Consider the following 16,397-nt stretch of genomic DNA (forward strand, 5'->3'; position numbering starts at 1 on the left):
GCGGCCCTGCAAGTGGACCGGCGTCCTACAGCGCCGGCTGGAACGTCTCCGTCCGTGCCATCCGCCAGGCGTCCCGGAAGCGTGGGTCTTCGGTGCCTTCGAGCAGTTCGCCCGGACGCAGCGACGGATAAAGCTGCGCGAAGGATTTCACGTCCGTCGTCGAGGTGCGCTGGGAGAAGTGGATCGGGCGCAGCTGCTGCGGATGTTCGAGACCGGCCGCGGCGATCAGCTCGGTCAGCGAGTGCAGCGTCGCCAGGTGATAATTGTGCACGCGGTCGATCTTGAGCGGCACATAGAGTGCGCGCGCCCGCGTCGGGTCCTGCGTCGCGACGCCGGTCGGGCAGCGGTCGGTGTGGCAGCTCAGCGACTGGATGCAGCCGAGCGAGAACATGAAGCCGCGCGCCGAATTGCAGTAGTCCGCGCCGATCGCCATGGCGCGCGCCATGTCGAACGCGGTGGCTATCTTGCCGGAGGCGCCGATCTTGATGCGGTCGCGCGCGTTGATGCCGATCAGCGCGTTGTGGACGAAACTGACGCCCTCGCGCATCGGCATGCCCAGATGGTCCATGAACTCCAGCGGCGCGGCGCCGGTGCCACCCTCGTTGCCGTCGACAACGATGAAGTCGGGATAGATGCCGGTCTCGATCATCGCCTTGCAGATCGCCAGGAATTCCCACGGATGACCGATGCACAGCTTGAAGCCCGTCGGCTTGCCGCCGGAGAGCTTTCGCATCTCGCCGATGAACTTCATCATGCCGACAGGCGTCGAGAAGGCGCGATGCGAGGCCGGCGAGATGCAATCCTCGCCCATGGCGACCCCGCGGATCTTGGAAATCTCCTCCGAGACTTTCGCCGCCGGCAGCACGCCGCCATGACCGGGCTTGGCGCCCTGGCTGATCTTGAGCTCGACCATCTTGATCTGGTCCTGGGTCGCGACGCGCGCGAAGGCTTCGGGATCGAAGGCGCCGTCGAGATGACGACAGCCGAAATAGCCCGAACCGATCTCCCAGATGATGTCGCCGCCCATCTCCGCGTGATAGGGGCTGAAGCCGCCCTCGCCGGTGTCGTGCGCGAAGCCGCCCTTCTTGGCGCCGGCATTCAGCGCGCGCACGGCGTTCGGGCTGAGCGCGCCAAAACTCATGGCGGAAATGTTGAATACCGAAGCCGAATACGGCTTGGCGCAATCCGGGCCGCCGATAGTGACGCGGAATTTCTCCTCGGCATGCGTCTTCGGCGAGACCGAGTGATGCATCCACTCATAACCCTGGCGGTAGACGTCCTCCTGGGTACCGAACGGACGCTTGTCGAGCTGCATCTTGGCGCGCTGATAGACCACCGCACGGATGTCGCGCGAGAACGGCATGCCGTCCTTCTCGCTCTCGAAGAAATACTGCCGCATCTCCGGGCGTATCTCTTCGAGCAAAAAACGGATATGGGCCGAGATCGGGTAGTTGCGCAGAACGGCGTGGCCCTTCTGCATGAGGTCGCGGACGCCAAGCGCCGTCAGCGCGCCGAAGATCAGGATCGGGATCAGCAGAATGTCGAAGATCTTGCCATCGGCAAATCCGATGCCGGTCAGCAGCGCAGTGACCACCGCGCAGATCGTCAGGACGATGAAGCGCGGAGAGAATGGCAGCAGCAGGGTTTCCATGATCCCCTCTTCCGCCAGCGGCAGCCGTTTGACCGACGGGTTGGGCGATTCCTGCGTTTTGTTCTCGTCGGCCACGATTCCCATCCTCTCGCCAGCATGAGGCGGTACGATACGCCCGCGCCTGTCATACGGATATGACGCGGCGGTTGTTTCACGCTAGCGAATTCGGCGGGGACAAATCAATCAGCCCGATGGGCGGGCTGCTGCGGTGCAGCAGGGCTCGGGAGGGACGGGCATTAACCGGTCAAGGCGCTTTACTCAGGCAAGCGTCCTGGCTTTTGCCAGGACGAGACCGAGAGGGCCTACCGCTCGACGAACGCCTTTTCGATCACGAAATGGCCGGGCTTGTTGCCCGAGCCCTCGACGAAGTCGCGGCCTTCGAACATCAGTTTCAGCTCTTCGAGCATCGCCGGGCTGCCGCACATCATGATGCGGTCGGTCGCGATGTCGAGCGGACCCTGGCCGATGTCGTTGAAGATCTGCTCGGAGCTGATGAGGTCGGTGATGCGGCCGCGATTCTTGAACGGCTCGCGGGTCACGGTCGGGTAGTAGATGAGCTTGTCCGCGAGCAACTCCCCGAACAGTTCGTCCTCGCGAAGACCGGCGACGAGCTTCTCGCCATAGGCGAGCTCGGAGACCTGGCGGCAGCCGTGCACCAGCACGATGCTGTCGAACTGGTCGTAAACCTCGGGATCCTTGATCAGGCTGGCGAAGGGCGCGAGGCCGGTGCCGGTCGAGAGCAGCAGCAGCCGCTTGCCGGGAATGAGATTGTCCGTGATCAGCGTGCCGGTCGCCTTGCGGCCGACCAGGATGGTGTCGCCTTCCTTGATCTTCTGGAGACGCGACGTCAGCGGGCCGTCCTGAACCTTGATCGAGAAGAACTCGAGCTCTTCCTCGTGATTAGCGCTCGCCATGCTGTAGGCGCGGAGCAGCGGGCGGCCCTCAACCTCGAGGCCGATCATCGCGAACTGGCCGTTCTGGAAGCGGAAGCCGGAATCGCGGGTTGCGCGAAAGCTGAACAGGGTGTCGGTCCAATGCTGGACGGAAAGAACCTTCTCTCGGTAAAACGCGCTCATGATTTTCGATATTCCGAATAATTGCGGTTTTAGGGCAAAAGCGTTGCCCGGCCCCTGAAAGCGGAGCGGACACCATTGCCATGGCGGAGGATTTCGCGAGTGTGATCTACGCCATTGAGACCAATAATCAACCTCGTTCCGGATGCAATTGATGCCGGTCAAACCGGCATTTGCGGCGGAAATGGTCACATCATTAATGGATCTGCTGTCCGGCGCATTCGGAAGGCAATTTCTTTTCCCTCCCAGGCTCGAATACAGCACTTAATTTCCGTAGCGCTCGCGAGAATTTCATTAAGAATAGCTCTGATTTCACCCCCGTTTAGCGTCGTTTCCCCGATTTTTGCGGCTTTTGGCGCCAAGATCGACCGGAACTGGCGACTAGGACCGGCGACAGAGACAGATGGCGAGCGGCGAGCGGATCTTCGTGCAGGCGATCAAGCGCTATTGCGTAACCCATGGCATCGCGCTCGATGTCCGCGCCGATGGCTGGCTGCTCGCGATGCGCCGGGGCGAGCAGCGCCACTTCGCGTTCGGCTACGACATCGGCCTCAACAGCGCCATCGCGCACCGCCTGGCCAATGACAAATCGGCCACCGCCGAGGTGCTGGCGCTCGAGGGCGTGCCCTGCATTCCCCATCGCCTGTTCCTCAATCCGAAGTTGGGCGAGAAGGTTGTCGGCGTTGGCTGGCGAGAGGCAATGCTGGCGCTGCTTGGCGACAATCCGCAAGGCGTGGTGGTGAAGCCGAACGAGGGGACGTCGGGACGATCCGTCTTCAGGGTCACGACGGAAACAGAGCTCGATCATGCGGTTGGCGAAGCCTTTTCGATGAGCGCCGGACTCGTGATCTCACCCTATGCCGTGATCGAGGACGAAGTACGCGTGGTCCTGCTCGATGATGTGCCACTCGTCGTCTACAGCAAGCAGCGTGGCTCGGGTTGGCGGCACAATCTCGATGCGGGCGCGAAGCCCGTGCTGATGCAGGACGGCGATCTTCGCACAGCCTGCGCAAAGCTCGCCATCAACGCCGCCAAGGCCATCGGCATCACCTTCGCCTCGATCGACCTCGTGCACGTCGACGGCGTCTGGCGCGTGCTCGAGATCAATTCCGGCGTGATGATGGAGGCGCTGGCGAAGCTGCATCCGGAGCTGGTGCAGACGACGTACGATGCGGCGCTGGATCGGGTGTTTGGGGACAAACACTGAGCGACACGCGCGCTGGCGGCTTCAACCAATCGCCAACCGATACGCAGCCTTCGCATTCACGCCGAACGCCTTCTCCCGCACCTGCGGCCCGAGCTTCATCAGGCAGGCCCCCAGCGCGCCCGTGATCTCACCATAGCTCCCCGCGAGCAAACATACCGGCCAGTCCGAGCCGAACATCAGGCGATCCTCGCCGAAGCATGTCGCGGCGTGCGCGACGAACGGAAACAGCCGTTCCGCATTCCAGTCGCTCCACACCGCTTCCGTCGCCAGCCCCGAGACCTTGCACCAGACATTGCCGCAGGCCGCGAGTGCCGCGATGCCGTTGGACCATCCAGTGCTTCCGCCATCGGCGATCGGCGGCTTGGCTGCGTGGTCGAGCACGAAGCGCGCCTGCGGGAACGCTTGCGCGGTTGCGATCGCGGCCGGCAGCTCGCGGGTGCGGACCAGGAAATCGTAGGCGAGATCGTGCGCGAACACGGCCGTGAGGCCGCGCTGAACGTCCTCGCGCAACAACCAATCCGAGTCGGCCTCGTCATGGACCTGGTGGCGGATGCCGACCAGCTTGTCGCCGCCGGGCGAAGCACGCAACTGCTCCAGCGTATCGCCAAGTGCAGCGTCGGTCAGATCGGCCCAGCCGACGACGCCGATCACCGAGGGCGTCGCATGCGCGATCCGCAGGAATTCCTCGGTCTCAGCCAGCGCGGAGCGGCACTGCACCAGGATGCTCGCGTCGATGCCGTTCGCGCTCAAAAGCGGCGCGAGATCGGCCGGACCGAAGGCACGCCGGATCGGCGTGAGCTCGGGCGCGTCCATCCAGGGATAGTCGGCGCGCGCCGGATCCCAGAAATGCTGGTGAGCGTCGACGATCATGCCTTACGCTCCGGCCGGCAATGGCGCGCGGGCGTCGACGAGTTTTCGCCCACGCAGCTCCTGCCAGAACGCCGCCGGCACCGCCATCTCCGACATCGCGATGTTGTCGGCAATTTCCGCGGCGTTGCGCGCGCCCGTCACGGCGACCGTGACTGCCGGATGGGCCATGCAGAACTGCAGCGCGGCGGCTTTCAGCTCGGTGCCGTGCTTGCGGCAGAGCTCGTCGAGCGTGAGCGCGCGGGCGACGAGTGCCGCATCGGCATCCTGATAATTGAACTTCGCGCCCGTGTGCGGATTGGCCAGGATGCCGCTGTTGTAGATGCCGCCGAGCAGGATGCCGATATTCTTCGCCGCGCAGACCGGGAACAGCGCATCCAGCGCGCCCTGGTCGAGCAGCGTGTAGCGGCCGGCGAGCAGGAAGCAGTCGACCGGAACGGCCTCTGCAAACCGGACCAGCATGTCCGACTGGTTCATGCCGGCACCGATCGCCTTGACGGTACCGTCCCCGCGCAGGCGCTGGAGCGCGCGGAAGGCGCCGGCGACGGCGTCGTCATAGTGATCGTCGGGATCATGCACGAGCAGGACATCGACGCGGTCGAGCCCAAGCCGCGCCAGGCTTTCCTCCACCGACCGCATCACGCCGTCATAACTGAAATCGAACACCGGCCGCTCGCGCGACGTGCCCTTGTAATGCTCGTCCTCGGCGGCAGCGCCATCGGGCGCACGCAGTAGACGGCCGACCTTGGTCGAGATCGCGTAGGAGTCACGGGGTTGTTGCCGCAGGAATGCGCCAAGGCGTCGCTCCGCGAGGCCAAAGCCGTAGAGCGGCGCGGTGTCGAAGAAGCGGATTCCGAGCGACCAGGCGCTTGCGATGGTCGCTTCCGCATCGGCATCGCTGACGGGGGTGAACAATCCGCCGAGCGGGGCAGAACCGAGGCCGAATGAGGTGACATCGAGCGAGCCGAGCCGCGACCTTTTCATTCCCATTGCCTCAACAGTCCTCCCCAACAGCCAAAATCATCTCTCCCGCTTGCGAAAATCGCAAGCGGGAGAGGCACGCAGGAGCGTGGGGCTGGCGACGCTCCTACTTCAACATCTGCGCAACGTTGTCCTTGGTCACGAGATCGAGGCCGGTATAAACGATCTCCGGCACCTTCTCGCCCCTCTTGATGGCGAGCAGCGTGTCCATCGCCTTCTCGCCCATCTCGAACGGACGCTGGCCGACCAGCGCATTGGCGTAGCCATCGCGCAACAGCTCGAGCTGCATCTTCAGCGTATCGGCCACGACAAGCGTGAACTTGCCGGAATCGATATCCTTCTTGTACCTGGACGCGAAGGCCTTGAAGCCTTCGGGGGCGAACATCGGCCAGCCGCCGATGGGAACGATTGCGGCGAGGTCGGGCGTCGCGGTACGCATGTCAGTCATCTGCTGAACCGCCAGCGCGGGATCGTCGTTGCAGAACGTTGGAGAGCCCGCGACCTCGGTCCATTTCGAGCCCTTCAGCGCCTCGCGCACGCCGTCAACGCGTTCGGCGAGGTTCTTGGCGCCGGGACCACCCGAAACCATGGCGTATTTGCCGCCGTCGGGCCGCAGCTTCAGGAGCTCCTTGCCGAGGGCGACGCCGAACTCCTTGTTGTTGGTGCCGATATAGGCGATGCGCTTGGCGCGGGGCGCATCGGCGTCGAAGGTGATGACAGGGATGCCGGCCGCGGTCGCCGCGTCGATCGACTTGGTCATCGCCGCGACGTCGGCAACCGAGATGGCGAGGCCGTCGACCTTCTGGGTGACGAAGTCCTGGATGATCTGGGCCTGCGTCGCCGGCTCGTGCTCGACCGGCCCCTTGTAGATGCACTCGATATTGCCGAGCTCCTTGGCACGCTTCAGGCAGCCGTCGCGCGCGAAGTCGAAGAACGGATTGTTCATCGCCTTGGGCACGATCACGAACCGGTAGTTTGCGGCAAACGCCGGCGTAGCCATCATCGCCACCGCGATGCCGGCAAGTAGAAATTTCCTCATCGTCTCCTCCACCCTTCTTTGGCGCCTGTCCTCTCAAGATCGTCCGGGAAGTGGACAGGCGGCATTTTCGTTGCCGTCCCGGAACGACGTCGTTTCAGATCATCCGCGAGCGGATGCGGTCGACCAATACGGCCAGGATGATGATCACGCCCACCAGCGTCTGCTGCCAGTAGGAGCTGACCTGGGCGAGCACGAGGCCGTTGCGGATCACCTCGAGCAGCACGCAGCCGACGATGGCGCCGAGTGGACCACCGATGCCGCCGGCGAGATTGGCACCGCCGATGACGGCCGCAGCGATCACGTTGAGCTCGTAGGACGTCGCCATGTTGGCCGGCGCCGATCCGAGCCAGCCCGAGATGATGATGCCCTGGAGGCCTGCGGCGAGCGCGCAGATCACATAAACCTCGATCTTCACCCGCACGACCGGGATGCCGGTGAGTTCGGCCGCCTTCTCGTTACCGCCGAGCGCGAACACGTGACGGCCGAACGAGCTGTGGTGCAGCACCACGGCCATCGCCAGCGCGAGGACGATCAGATAAATGAATGGCACGGGCACGCCGAGCACGTCGCCGGAGGTGAGCGCGTAGAAATAACCGGCATCCGGCCCACCGGGAAAGCTGCCCCGTCCGTTGGAGACGACATAGCCGAGCCCGCGCACGATCGAGAGCATGCCGAGGGTGGTGACGAACGGCGACAGGCCGAGCACCGCGATACAGAAGCCGTTGACGAGGCCGGCGAGCAGCGCGACGCCGAGGCCGGCGAGGAGCGAGACCACCAGGATCAGGCCAGGGACATTGGCGAGCACGGTCTTGCCGTCGGCCGCCATGTGCACGAACAGGGATCCCGCCGGCGAGCCGGGCGCCGACAGCTCGGTCATCACCATCGAGGTGATCATGGCGGAGAAGCACATCATCGAGCCGACCGACAGATCGATGCCGCCGGTGATGATCACGAAGGTGACGCCGAGGGTAGCGATAGCGATGAAGGAGAAATTCTTCGCCACGTTCTGCATGTTGCCCTCGGTGAAGAAGTACGGGCTGGCGAAATGCATGACCACCAGCAGCACCGCCAGCGCGAGCAGGACATAGCCGGTCTGGGACGCGAAAATGCCGCGCTGCCACCATCTAATCTTGCCGATGTTCGAGAAGGTGATCGGAGATTCCATGGGCATGGCCATCACGCCGCCTCCTTCGCGCCGGTGATCAGGGCGGTGACTTCCTCGGGGGAGGTCTGGTGGATGGGCTTGTCGGCCCGCTTTTCGCCGCGGCGCATGACGATGACGCGATCGCACACCGCGAACACGTCGGGCATGCGGTGCGAGATCAGCATCACGGCAACGCCCTGCTCCTTCAGCCGGTGAATCAGGCCGAGCACCTGCTCGACCTGGCGGACCGAGATCGCGGCCGTCGGCTCGTCCATCATCACCAGCTTCGCGTTGGAGAGCCGCGTCCGCGCGATCGCAACCGCCTGGCGCTGGCCGCCCGACATCTGCTTGACGAGATCGTCGGGGCGCGTCTCCGAGCGCAGCTCGCCGAACAGCTCCAGCGCACGCGCCGCCATTGCCTTGTGGTCGAGCAACGCGAACGGCCCGATCCTGCGCTTCAGCTCGCGCCCGAGAAACACGTTGGCCGCTGCGGTGAGATTGTCGGCGAGCGCAAGGTCCTGATAGACCACCTCGATGCCGACGCCGCGGGCATCGACGGGCCGGTTGAAATGGACGGCGCTGCCGGCGAAGCGGATTTCGCCGTGGCTGGGGCGGAAATTGCCGGCGATGATCTTGACCAGCGTCGACTTGCCCGCGCCGTTGTCGCCCATCAGGCCGACGACTTCGCCGGGGAGGACCTGCATGTCGACATCATGCAGCGCGCGGATCGCGCCGAACTCCTTGCCGATGCCGGTCAGCTCGAGGACCGGTGTCGCTTGTGCATTTGTCATCAGCGGCCTTCCTCAGACGTAGCGGTTGACGAGGGATTCCAGATATTCCTGCCGGCCCGAGCGCGGCTGCGGGTCAAAGCCCGGGCCGTGCGCGCGGTCGGCAAGTTCGGCAAGCGAGCGCTGGCCGCCGAGAATGGCGCGGCCTTCAGGCCCGGCCCATCCCTCGTAGCGTTTCGCGAGCGGCCCAGTGAGCACGCCGGCGTCGAGCATGTCCGCAGCGGCGAGCAACGCCCGCGCGCAGGCATCCATCGAGCCGACATGGGCATGGATCAGATCGTCGGGATCGATCGACTGGCGGCGGATCTTGGCGTCGAAATTGAGCCCGCCGGAGCTGAAGCCACCGCGGCTCAGGAGCTCGTGGAACACCAGGGCAAGCTCGGGCACGTTCATCGCGAACTGGTCAGTGTCCCAGCCGAGCAGATCGTCGCCGCGGTTGATGTCGAGCGAGCCGAACACACCCAGCGCCTCCGCCAGCGCGACCTCGTGATGGAAGGAGTGGCCGGCGAGGATGGCGTGGTTCTGCTCGATGTTGAGCTTGACGTCCTTCAGCAGGTCGTAACGCGCGAGGAAGCCGTAGCAGGTGGCGACGTCGAAATCATATTGGTGCTTGGTCGGCTCCTTCGGCTTCGGCTCGATCAGGATCGGTCCCTTGAAGCCGATCTTGTGCTTGTGCTCGACCACCAGCGAGACGAAGCGGCCGAGCTGGTCGAGCTCGCGCTTGAGATCGGTGTTGAGCAGCGTCTCGTAGCCCTCGCGCCCGCCCCACAGCACGTAGTTCTGGCCGCCGAGCCTGTGCGTCACCTCCAGCGCGGCGCGGACCTGGCCGGCGGCATAGGTGAATATCTCCGGGTCTGGATTGGTGGCCGCGCCCGCCATGTAGCGGCGATGCGTGAACAAATTGGCGGTGCCCCAGAGCAGGCGCACCTTGCTTGCGGCCATCTTCGCTTCGAACAGATCGGCGATGGCATTGAGGTTGGCAACAGATTCGCCAAGCGAGTTGCCTTCCGGCGCCGCATCGACGTCGTGGAAGGTGAAGAAGGGCACGTCGAGCAGGCGAAACAGCTCGAAGGCGACGTCGGCCTTCGCGCGCGCCTGCGCCATCGCATCGGCGCCGTGATGCCAGGGCCGCAGGAACGTCTCGCCGCCAAAGGGATCGCCGCCGGGCCAGCACAACGAGTGCCAATAGCAGACCGCAAAGCGCAGATGGTCTTCCATCCTGCGGCCATGGACGAGGCGGTCCTTGTCGTACCAGCGGAAGGCAGGCGTGTTGCCGGCATCTCCGCCGGCGAAGGCGACAGGTACGCTTGTATCGAAGAATTTCACTGACGCAGTCACTCAGGCACACTCCTTCAACGCGGGATAAAGTTCGCGCCAGCGGCGATAGGCCTCGTCATAGGCCGCGCTGACCGATGCGCGAGGCGTAAAGCTCGCGAGCCGCCGCGGACGGGTGCAAACCGCAGCCGCGTCTTCGCCGGTGGCGGCGAGCCGTCCGAGCCTGGCGGCGCCGAGCGCCGCTCCGACCTCGCCCTCCTCGACGCGGTGGACGGGGATGCCGAGCACATCGGCGCAGATCTGCGCCCACAGCGGCGAGCGCGAGCCGCCGCCGACGAGATCAACCTCGGGAAGCGGCCCGCCCGCCGCGCTCAGTGCCGCCAGATTGTCGCGCGCAGCGAAGGCGACGCCTTCGAGGACGGCCTGAACGATCTGGGAGCGCCCGGTCGCACCGCGCAGGCCGACGAAGGCACCGCTGGCGGCGGCATCGTTGTGCGGCGTGCGCTCGCCGTCGAGATAAGGCAGGAATTTGACCGGACTCGGTCCATCGACGCGCTCGCCGAGCGGCGCCAGCAGCGCTGGCGCCGGCGTCTCCATCACGCCCGCGAGCCAGGCCAGCGAAGCCGCCGCCGACAGCATCACGCCCATCTGATGCCAGCGGCCGGGCAGCGCGTGACAGAACGCATGGACCGCCGCGGCCGGCGCCGGTGCAAACCGATCGGTGACGCGGAACACCACGCCGGATGTGCCAAGCGACAGAAACGCATCGCCCGGCGCGATGGCGCCGAGCCCGATCGCGCTCGCGGCATTATCGCCGGCGCCGCCGGCGACCACGACATCCCTAGTCATGCCCCAGCGTTGAGCGTAGTCCGGCGCGAGCGTCGCGCTGACGTCGCTGCCCTCGACCAGGCGTGGCATGTGATGGAGATCGAGCCCGGTGGCATGCAGCAGCAGGGGCGACCAGCGGCGCAGACCGACGTCGAGCCATAGCGTGCCGGCCGCGTCCGACATGTCCTCGACCATCTCGCCGGTCAGGCGATAGCGGACATAGGCCTTCGGCAGCAGCACCTTTGCGACGCGCGCGAAGATTTTCGGCTCGTGCCTGGCGACCCAGAGCAGCTTCGGCGCGGTGAAGCCGGGCATGGCCAGATTGCCGGCGATCGTATGCAACGACGGGCAGCGCCGCTCCAGCGCGACGCATTCGGCATGCGAGCGACCGTCGTTCCAGAGGATCGCGGGACGCAGCGGCGCTCCGTCCTCGTCCAGCAGCGTCGCGCCATGCATCTGGCCGGATAGTCCGATGCCGCGCACCCGCGCGACCTCGCGGGGATGGCGGGCGGCAAGATCGTCGACCGCGCCGACCGCCGCATCGACCCAGGCATCGGGATCCTGCTCGGACCACAGCAGCGCCGGATGCGACAGCGCAAGCTCGCGCGCCGCCGTCGCGACAACAGCGCCGGCTTCGCTGACGAGCACCGCTTTCACACCCGATGTGCCGATGTCGATTCCGAGATACACGCCGTCCTCCCTTTCGCCTGTTGCGGTGCGCGAACTCAAAGTCGCCTTACCCGCAACGGGTCGTTTTGAATTCCACCTGCCGCTAAGGCAGATTGTCCCGCATCACGATGTCGATCCTGATCTTCTCCTGTTCGCGCAAGATCGGCTCGCCACGGGCGAGCGCGAGCAGCACACGTACGGCGGCGCGCGCTTCATGTCCGGGGTTCTGCGAAATCGCGGCATGCATCACGCCCTGCAGCAGCAGCCGACGCGTCAACGCGGTGAGGTCGTGTCCGACGAACACCGCCTGCTTGTCGCGACTGGCATCGCTCAACGCCTTTTCATTCAACGCGTTGGCGACGCCTTGCGTACCGGCGCCGACATTATAAAGACCCACGATGTCGGCATGCCGGCTCAACAGCCGCGTCAACACCTGCTCCGAACGCGCGTCCTCGTCGCGCCCTTCGAGCACCGGCAGCACGGTGAGGCCGGGGAATTCCGACGCCATCACCTGGTTGAAGCCAAAAATGCGCTCGGCATGATCGCGCAGGCCCTGCGAGCCCGCGACGATCGCGACCTTGCCGGACTTTTGTCCGACCAGCCGCCCGACCAGCGCGCCGGCAGTCCGCCCCGCAGCAATGTTGTCGATGCCGACATAATGGTGCCGGCGCGACGACGGCACGTCCGAGACCAGCGTCACGACCTTGGCGCCGGCATCGACGAGATCGTCGATCGCGGCGCGGACCCTGGGATGATCCAGCGCCACCACAGCGACACCGTCGTAATCATCCGAGAGCCCTTCCAGGGATGCCGCGAGCATGGACGGATCGAACACGTCGGTCGCGACGGTCTCGACGCCAAGGCGGCGGGACGACAACCAGCCCGACATCTCGCCGAGATAATCCTGGATCTGCTGCATGAACGGGTTCGGCCCCGACGGCATCACGAAGGCGAAACGGCGGGCGCGGCCGCGGGCGAGCTCGGCGGCGGCCACGTGCGGCTGGAACGAATTGCGCTCGATCGCCTCCTTGACGCGCCGGACCGTATCCGGCCGCACGCCCGGCCGATTGTGCAGGACGCGGTCCACCGTCGCGAGGCTGACGCCGGCCTGGCGGGCGATGTCCTTCAGCGTCAGCGCGGTCGTGGTGAGCGTCTCGGCCATGGCTGAAGGCTAGCAGAGGTGTTTTGAGGTACGCAACTCATTTTGAGAGGCGGCAGCATTTTCCCGCAGCTCAGCCCAGGAACAGCCTTTCCCGTCCGCCGTTGCCGCCCTGTGCATAACGATATCACCCATGATCCGGGCGAGGGATTGAGCCCGACGCTCGAGCGCAACATCCAGGCTCTGGTCGAGCGCCGCCGCCGGGAGCAGCGCGCTGCCAAGGGTCAGGAAAAGCTTGCCGATGCGATCACGGCGTTCACCGGCAGCATGGCGTTCGTCTATCTCCATGTCGCTGTGTTCGGCTTCTGGATCATCGCCAATCTGCATTGGCTGCCGGGAATCCCGGCCTGGGACGAGAGCTTCGTCGTGCTGGCGATGATTGCTTCGGTCGAGGCGATCTTCCTGTCGACATTCGTGCTGATCTCGCAGAACCGCATGAGTGCAGCAGCGGACAAGCGCGCCGATCTCGATCTCCAGATCAGCCTTCTCGCCGAGCACGAATTGACCAAGGTTGCCCGCCTCCTTACGCAGATCGCCGAGCGGCTCGATGTCCAGCCCGACTCGAAACGGGATCTGGAGGAGGCAAGCCGCGACATCGCTCCCGAGCGCGTGCTCGACAGGATCGAGGAGACGCGCTCCTGAGCTATCGGCTGGCCGACAGGTCGAGGGTCAGGAACAGGCTGTTGGGATCCTCGACATAGCCCTCGAACGGGCCGCAGAGGACAAAGCCATGCGCCCGGTAGAGCGCGAGCGCCGGCTTGAAATAGTCCCACGAGCCGGTCTCGAGGCTGAGCCGCGCCATGCCGCGCGCGCGGGCTTCTGTGACGATGTGGCGGAGCATCTCACCGCCAAAGCCGCGCCGCCGCGTGGTCTGGAGCGTGTGCATCGACTTCACCTCGCCGTGCTCGGCTGACAGCGTCTTCAGCGCACCGACGGCGACCAGCGTCTCGCCGTCCCAGCCGGTCCAGAACGCGATGTCGGGCGCGCGCAGTCCGGAGAGATCGAGCGCATGGGCGCTGCCCGGCGCGGTCTGCGCCCGCGCCGCCGTGACGTGATGATCGAGCAGCGCGATGACGCGCGGATCAAAGGTGTCGCCGGTGCGGATCTGCATCGTCACGGTCTCACATCTTGCCGTAGGACGCGCCGCGGCGCGTGATGATGACGTAGCGCGCGTCCTGTCTGGTCTCGTTCTCGAAGATCACCGCGCGCATCACATCGAAGTCGAGACAGTCGCCTTCGCGCAGGCGAACCGCCTTGGCGTCGATGTGCACGGCGATCGCGCCCTCCAGCATCAGGAGCTGCTGGGTGAAGGCATTGCGGCCCCAAGGGCTGTATGGCACCCGCGCACCGGCCGGCAAATCGACGACGATGATCTCGATGCCGCTCGCCGCGTCCGTGGGCGACGCGTGACGGCGGCGATAGCCGCTGTCGGGATCGCGCCAGTGCGGCTGGTCGGCGAGCCGCACCAGCCGCTCCGGCGGCTTTTCGGCCAGCGCGACGACGTCGCTGAGCGACACGTCGAGCGCGGCGCAGAGTTTTCCCAGCAGCGCAGCCGTCGCGCTGCTCTGCGCCCGCTCCACCCGCCCGATCATCGCCCGGCTGACGCCGGAGCGGCCTGCGAGCTCATTCAGCGTCATGCCGGCCTGCGTCCGCAGCGTCTTCAAGCGACGACCGATCGCGCGATCGAGTTTCTGCTGGTCCATTTTCTTTACAGGTCCTGGTCTCTGATCCGAACATTGCCGACACGAGGACCGCACCCATCAGGGCCGCGAGAAGCTTAAGCTGGGCGATGCGTGCGTGCCGGAAGCGAGGGGCCAATATATTAGAAACTTTGCGGAGCCTATAGGGCCGACTAGGATAGACCCAACGACGATGACCGGGAGGCGGCGACATGGGCGAACCGACGCAGCGGACGATCAAGGCCAACGGCATCAGCCTCAACGTCGCCGAGCAGGGCAAGGGGCCGATGGTGCTGCTCTGCCACGGCTTTCCGGAAGGTTGGTACTCCTGGCGTCACCAACTCGAGGCGCTGGGGGCAGCCGGTTTCCACGCGGTCGCCCCTGACATGCGCGGCTACGGCAAGAGCGACCGGCCCGAAGCGATCGACCAGTACACGATCCTCCACATGGTCGGCGACCTCGTCGGCGTGCTCGACGCTTTCGAGGCGAAGGACGCCGTCATCGTCGGGCACGACTGGGGCGCGACGATCGCCTGGCACACGGCGCGCCTGCGGCCCGACCGCTTCCGCGCCGCCGCCATTCTTAGCGTGCCCTATCGACCACGCAGTCCGGTGCGGCCGACGAGCGTAATGCCACAGACGGCGGATGCGCAGTTCTATCAACTGTATTTCCAGGAGCCGGGTGTCGCCGAAGCAGAATTCGAAAGGGATACGCGCGCAACGCTCGGCGCGATGCTCTATGGCGGTTCCGGCGAAGGCGCGGCGGTGATCCGCGCCAATGCCGAGCGTCAAGGGCGGACCGCCGGTGTCGGCATGGTCTCTCGCAAGGACGGCATGCTGCCGAAGGTGCAGGTGCCGCTGCCGTCGTGGCTGAGCAGCGCGGACCTCGACTATTACGGCGCCGAATTTGCCCATAGTGGGTTTCGCGGACCGCTCAACTACTATCGCAACATCGATCGCAACTGGGAGCTGATGGGCGCCTTCGAGGGCGTCAAGGTGGTCGTGCCCTCGCTCTTCATCGCCGGCGACTACGACATGGTCATGGCCTTCCCTGGCGCCGCCGAGCACGTTGCCAACATGAAGCAATGGGTGCCGCAATTACGCGAGATCAAGATGCTACCGGGGTGCGGACACTGGACGCAGCAGGAACGGCCGGCGGAGGTGAACGCGGCGATCGTGGAATTTCTGCGGAGCCTGCCGAACTAAAGGATGGAGCGGGCGAAGGGAATCGAACCCTCGTATGCAGCTTGGGAAGCTGCCGTTCTACCATTGAACTACGCCCGCGGATGCGCAGCTTGCGCCCGCTCTGATTAGCCGAGACGGCGCATCTCGCCAAGCGCTTTGGCGCAGCCCGCCCGCCCCTTCTTAAGTTTCCGGTACGATTTTGGGTGCGGCGGATTGTGGCGGTGTTATGGTCGCGGTCTGGGGAGAGCGTACGTTGCGTGGGGGCGTGTGTATGGTGGGGCATGGCTACGCGATATTCGACACGACCATAGGGCGCTGCGGCATCATCTGGAGCAGCACCGGGGTCGTCGCCGTGCAGTTGCCGGAGGCGCGGGAGATCGACACCCGCCGCCGGATTTTCCAGATCCATCCCGAGGCACGCGAGCAGCGGCCTTCCGCGAACGCCGAGTTCGCGATCGAGGGCATCGTGAGCTTGCTGCAGGGCAGCGATGCTGATTTTTCCGAGGTCAGCCTGGACGCGAGCGGGGTGCCCGGCTTCAACCGGCGGGTCTACGAGGCGGCCTGCGCCATCCCGCGCGGGGAGACGCGCACCTATCACGAGATCGCCAAGGCGCTGGGCGCCTCCGGCGCCGCGCATTCGGTGGCACAGGCGATCGCGAAAAATCCCTACATGCTGATCGTGCCCTGCCACCGGGTGCTGGAGGCCGGCAATTACACCGACCGGCTCTCGCCCTATGGCGGCGTAATCTCCAAGCGGCGGCTGCTGTCGCTGGAGGGCACCCATCCGATCGCCAGCAAGACGCTGTTCGACGTCCTGCTGCCCGTTGCCCCACCGAGACCCTCCACCTAGATA

At 65.4% G+C, this 16,397-nt stretch carries 16 protein-coding genes and 1 tRNA gene; 4 read left to right on the forward strand and 13 right to left on the reverse strand.

The window, feature by feature from the left end; all coding sequences use genetic code 11:
• Positions 1-25: 25 nt before the first annotated feature.
• Together IVB07_RS36200 and IVB07_RS36205 are read right to left on the reverse strand one after the other, a co-directional pair.
• Complete coding sequence (locus IVB07_RS36200; RefSeq protein WP_198957634.1) at positions 26-1,735, reverse strand: FMN-binding glutamate synthase family protein; 1,710 nt, start codon at positions 1,733-1,735, stop codon at positions 26-28.
• 218 nt (positions 1,736-1,953) lie between these two features.
• Entirely contained in the window at positions 1,954-2,727 is a 774-nt protein-coding gene (locus tag IVB07_RS36205; protein WP_018460095.1) for a ferredoxin--NADP reductase, read from the reverse strand.
• Positions 2,728-3,127: 400 nt separating this feature from the next.
• Here IVB07_RS36205 and IVB07_RS36210 point away from each other — a divergent pair, with 400 nt between their 5' ends.
• Entirely contained in the window at positions 3,128-3,931 is an 804-nt protein-coding gene (locus tag IVB07_RS36210; protein ID WP_018460096.1) for a RimK-like protein, read from the forward strand.
• A 21-nt stretch (positions 3,932-3,952) separates the two neighbouring features.
• On the opposite strand, the gene IVB07_RS36215 is transcribed toward IVB07_RS36210, so the two are convergent.
• The 8 genes from IVB07_RS36215 to IVB07_RS36250 form a co-directional block, all read right to left on the reverse strand.
• On the reverse strand, positions 3,953-4,801 hold the full coding sequence (locus IVB07_RS36215; protein WP_018460097.1) for an amidohydrolase family protein: 849 nt from the start codon (positions 4,799-4,801) through the stop codon (positions 3,953-3,955).
• 3 nt (positions 4,802-4,804) lie between these two features.
• Positions 4,805-5,782: an aldo/keto reductase gene (locus IVB07_RS36220; RefSeq protein WP_018460098.1), complete on the reverse strand. Its 978-nt coding sequence runs from the start codon at positions 5,780-5,782 to the stop codon at positions 4,805-4,807.
• 103 nt (positions 5,783-5,885) lie between these two features.
• Positions 5,886-6,818: a sugar-binding protein gene (locus IVB07_RS36225; RefSeq protein ID WP_026233945.1), complete on the reverse strand. Its 933-nt coding sequence runs from the start codon at positions 6,816-6,818 to the stop codon at positions 5,886-5,888.
• Positions 6,819-6,912: 94 nt separating this feature from the next.
• Positions 6,913-7,995: an ABC transporter permease gene (locus IVB07_RS36230; protein WP_018460100.1), complete on the reverse strand. Its 1,083-nt coding sequence runs from the start codon at positions 7,993-7,995 to the stop codon at positions 6,913-6,915.
• Complete coding sequence (locus IVB07_RS36235; protein WP_007597833.1) at positions 7,995-8,753, reverse strand: ATP-binding cassette domain-containing protein; 759 nt, start codon at positions 8,751-8,753, stop codon at positions 7,995-7,997. The genes IVB07_RS36230 and IVB07_RS36235 overlap by 1 nt, the downstream gene beginning before the upstream one ends.
• A 12-nt stretch (positions 8,754-8,765) precedes the next feature.
• Complete coding sequence (xylA, locus tag IVB07_RS36240; protein WP_026233946.1) at positions 8,766-10,088, reverse strand: xylose isomerase; 1,323 nt, start codon at positions 10,086-10,088, stop codon at positions 8,766-8,768.
• Complete coding sequence (xylB, locus tag IVB07_RS36245) at positions 10,089-11,543, reverse strand: xylulokinase (RefSeq protein ID WP_018460102.1); 1,455 nt, start codon at positions 11,541-11,543, stop codon at positions 10,089-10,091.
• Between the two features lie 82 nt (positions 11,544-11,625).
• The gene (locus IVB07_RS36250; RefSeq protein WP_018460103.1) at positions 11,626-12,684 is read right to left on the reverse strand and encodes a LacI family DNA-binding transcriptional regulator; all 1,059 of its coding nucleotides are present in this window, start codon (positions 12,682-12,684) and stop codon (positions 11,626-11,628) included.
• A 111-nt stretch (positions 12,685-12,795) separates the two neighbouring features.
• On the opposite strand from IVB07_RS36250, the gene IVB07_RS36255 reads away from it, so the two are divergent.
• Positions 12,796-13,323 carry a DUF1003 domain-containing protein gene (locus IVB07_RS36255; RefSeq protein WP_018460104.1) on the forward strand — a complete coding sequence of 176 codons (528 nt, stop codon included), beginning with the start codon at positions 12,796-12,798 and terminating at the stop codon, positions 13,321-13,323.
• A gap of 1 nt (position 13,324) precedes the next feature.
• Here the strand turns inward: IVB07_RS36255 and IVB07_RS36260 are convergent, their stop codons facing one another.
• The gene (locus IVB07_RS36260) at positions 13,325-13,792 is read right to left on the reverse strand and encodes a GNAT family N-acetyltransferase (protein ID WP_085384941.1); all 468 of its coding nucleotides are present in this window, start codon (positions 13,790-13,792) and stop codon (positions 13,325-13,327) included.
• Between the two features lie 10 nt (positions 13,793-13,802).
• Positions 13,803-14,384, reverse strand: a complete 582-nt coding sequence (locus IVB07_RS36265; protein ID WP_018460106.1) for an XRE family transcriptional regulator — start codon at positions 14,382-14,384, stop codon at positions 13,803-13,805.
• Positions 14,385-14,572: 188 nt separating this feature from the next.
• On the opposite strand from IVB07_RS36265, the gene IVB07_RS36270 reads away from it, so the two are divergent.
• Positions 14,573-15,565 carry an alpha/beta hydrolase gene (locus tag IVB07_RS36270; protein WP_018460107.1) on the forward strand — a complete coding sequence of 331 codons (993 nt, stop codon included), beginning with the start codon at positions 14,573-14,575 and terminating at the stop codon, positions 15,563-15,565.
• Between the two features lie 4 nt (positions 15,566-15,569).
• On the opposite strand, the gene IVB07_RS36275 is transcribed toward IVB07_RS36270, so the two are convergent.
• A tRNA-Gly gene (locus IVB07_RS36275) sits at positions 15,570-15,643 on the reverse strand.
• 172 nt (positions 15,644-15,815) lie between these two features.
• Here IVB07_RS36275 and IVB07_RS36280 point away from each other — a divergent pair.
• Complete coding sequence (locus IVB07_RS36280; protein ID WP_018456084.1) at positions 15,816-16,394, forward strand: methylated-DNA--[protein]-cysteine S-methyltransferase; 579 nt, start codon at positions 15,816-15,818, stop codon at positions 16,392-16,394.
• The last annotated feature ends 3 nt before the right edge of the window (positions 16,395-16,397 follow it).

Source organism: Bradyrhizobium sp. 172, from assembly GCF_023101065.1.
Lineage (GTDB): Bacteria > Pseudomonadota > Alphaproteobacteria > Rhizobiales > Xanthobacteraceae > Bradyrhizobium > Bradyrhizobium canariense_D.

Excerpts from the sequence above, each read along its gene's own strand:
- IVB07_RS36265 (WP_018460106.1), bottom strand. The coding sequence starts at position 14,384 with ATGGACCAGCAGAAACTCGATCGCGCGATCGGTCGTCGCTTGAAGACG.
- IVB07_RS36205 (WP_018460095.1), bottom strand. The coding sequence starts at position 2,727 with ATGAGCGCGTTTTACCGAGAGAAGGTTCTTTCCGTCCAGCATTGGACC.
- IVB07_RS36270 (WP_018460107.1), top strand. The coding sequence starts at position 14,573 with ATGGGCGAACCGACGCAGCGGACGATCAAGGCCAACGGCATCAGCCTC.
- IVB07_RS36200 (WP_198957634.1), bottom strand. The coding sequence starts at position 1,735 with ATGGGAATCGTGGCCGACGAGAACAAAACGCAGGAATCGCCCAACCCG.
- IVB07_RS36235 (WP_007597833.1), bottom strand. The coding sequence starts at position 8,753 with ATGACAAATGCACAAGCGACACCGGTCCTCGAGCTGACCGGCATCGGC.
- IVB07_RS36215 (WP_018460097.1), bottom strand. The coding sequence starts at position 4,801 with ATGATCGTCGACGCTCACCAGCATTTCTGGGATCCGGCGCGCGCCGAC.
- IVB07_RS36250 (WP_018460103.1), bottom strand. The coding sequence starts at position 12,684 with ATGGCCGAGACGCTCACCACGACCGCGCTGACGCTGAAGGACATCGCC.
- IVB07_RS36260 (WP_085384941.1), bottom strand. The coding sequence starts at position 13,792 with ATGCAGATCCGCACCGGCGACACCTTTGATCCGCGCGTCATCGCGCTG.
- IVB07_RS36230 (WP_018460100.1), bottom strand. The coding sequence starts at position 7,995 with ATGGCCATGCCCATGGAATCTCCGATCACCTTCTCGAACATCGGCAAG.
- IVB07_RS36210 (WP_018460096.1), top strand. The coding sequence starts at position 3,128 with ATGGCGAGCGGCGAGCGGATCTTCGTGCAGGCGATCAAGCGCTATTGC.
- IVB07_RS36220 (WP_018460098.1), bottom strand. The coding sequence starts at position 5,782 with ATGAAAAGGTCGCGGCTCGGCTCGCTCGATGTCACCTCATTCGGCCTC.
- IVB07_RS36225 (WP_026233945.1), bottom strand. The coding sequence starts at position 6,818 with ATGAGGAAATTTCTACTTGCCGGCATCGCGGTGGCGATGATGGCTACG.
- IVB07_RS36280 (WP_018456084.1), top strand. The coding sequence starts at position 15,816 with ATGGTGGGGCATGGCTACGCGATATTCGACACGACCATAGGGCGCTGC.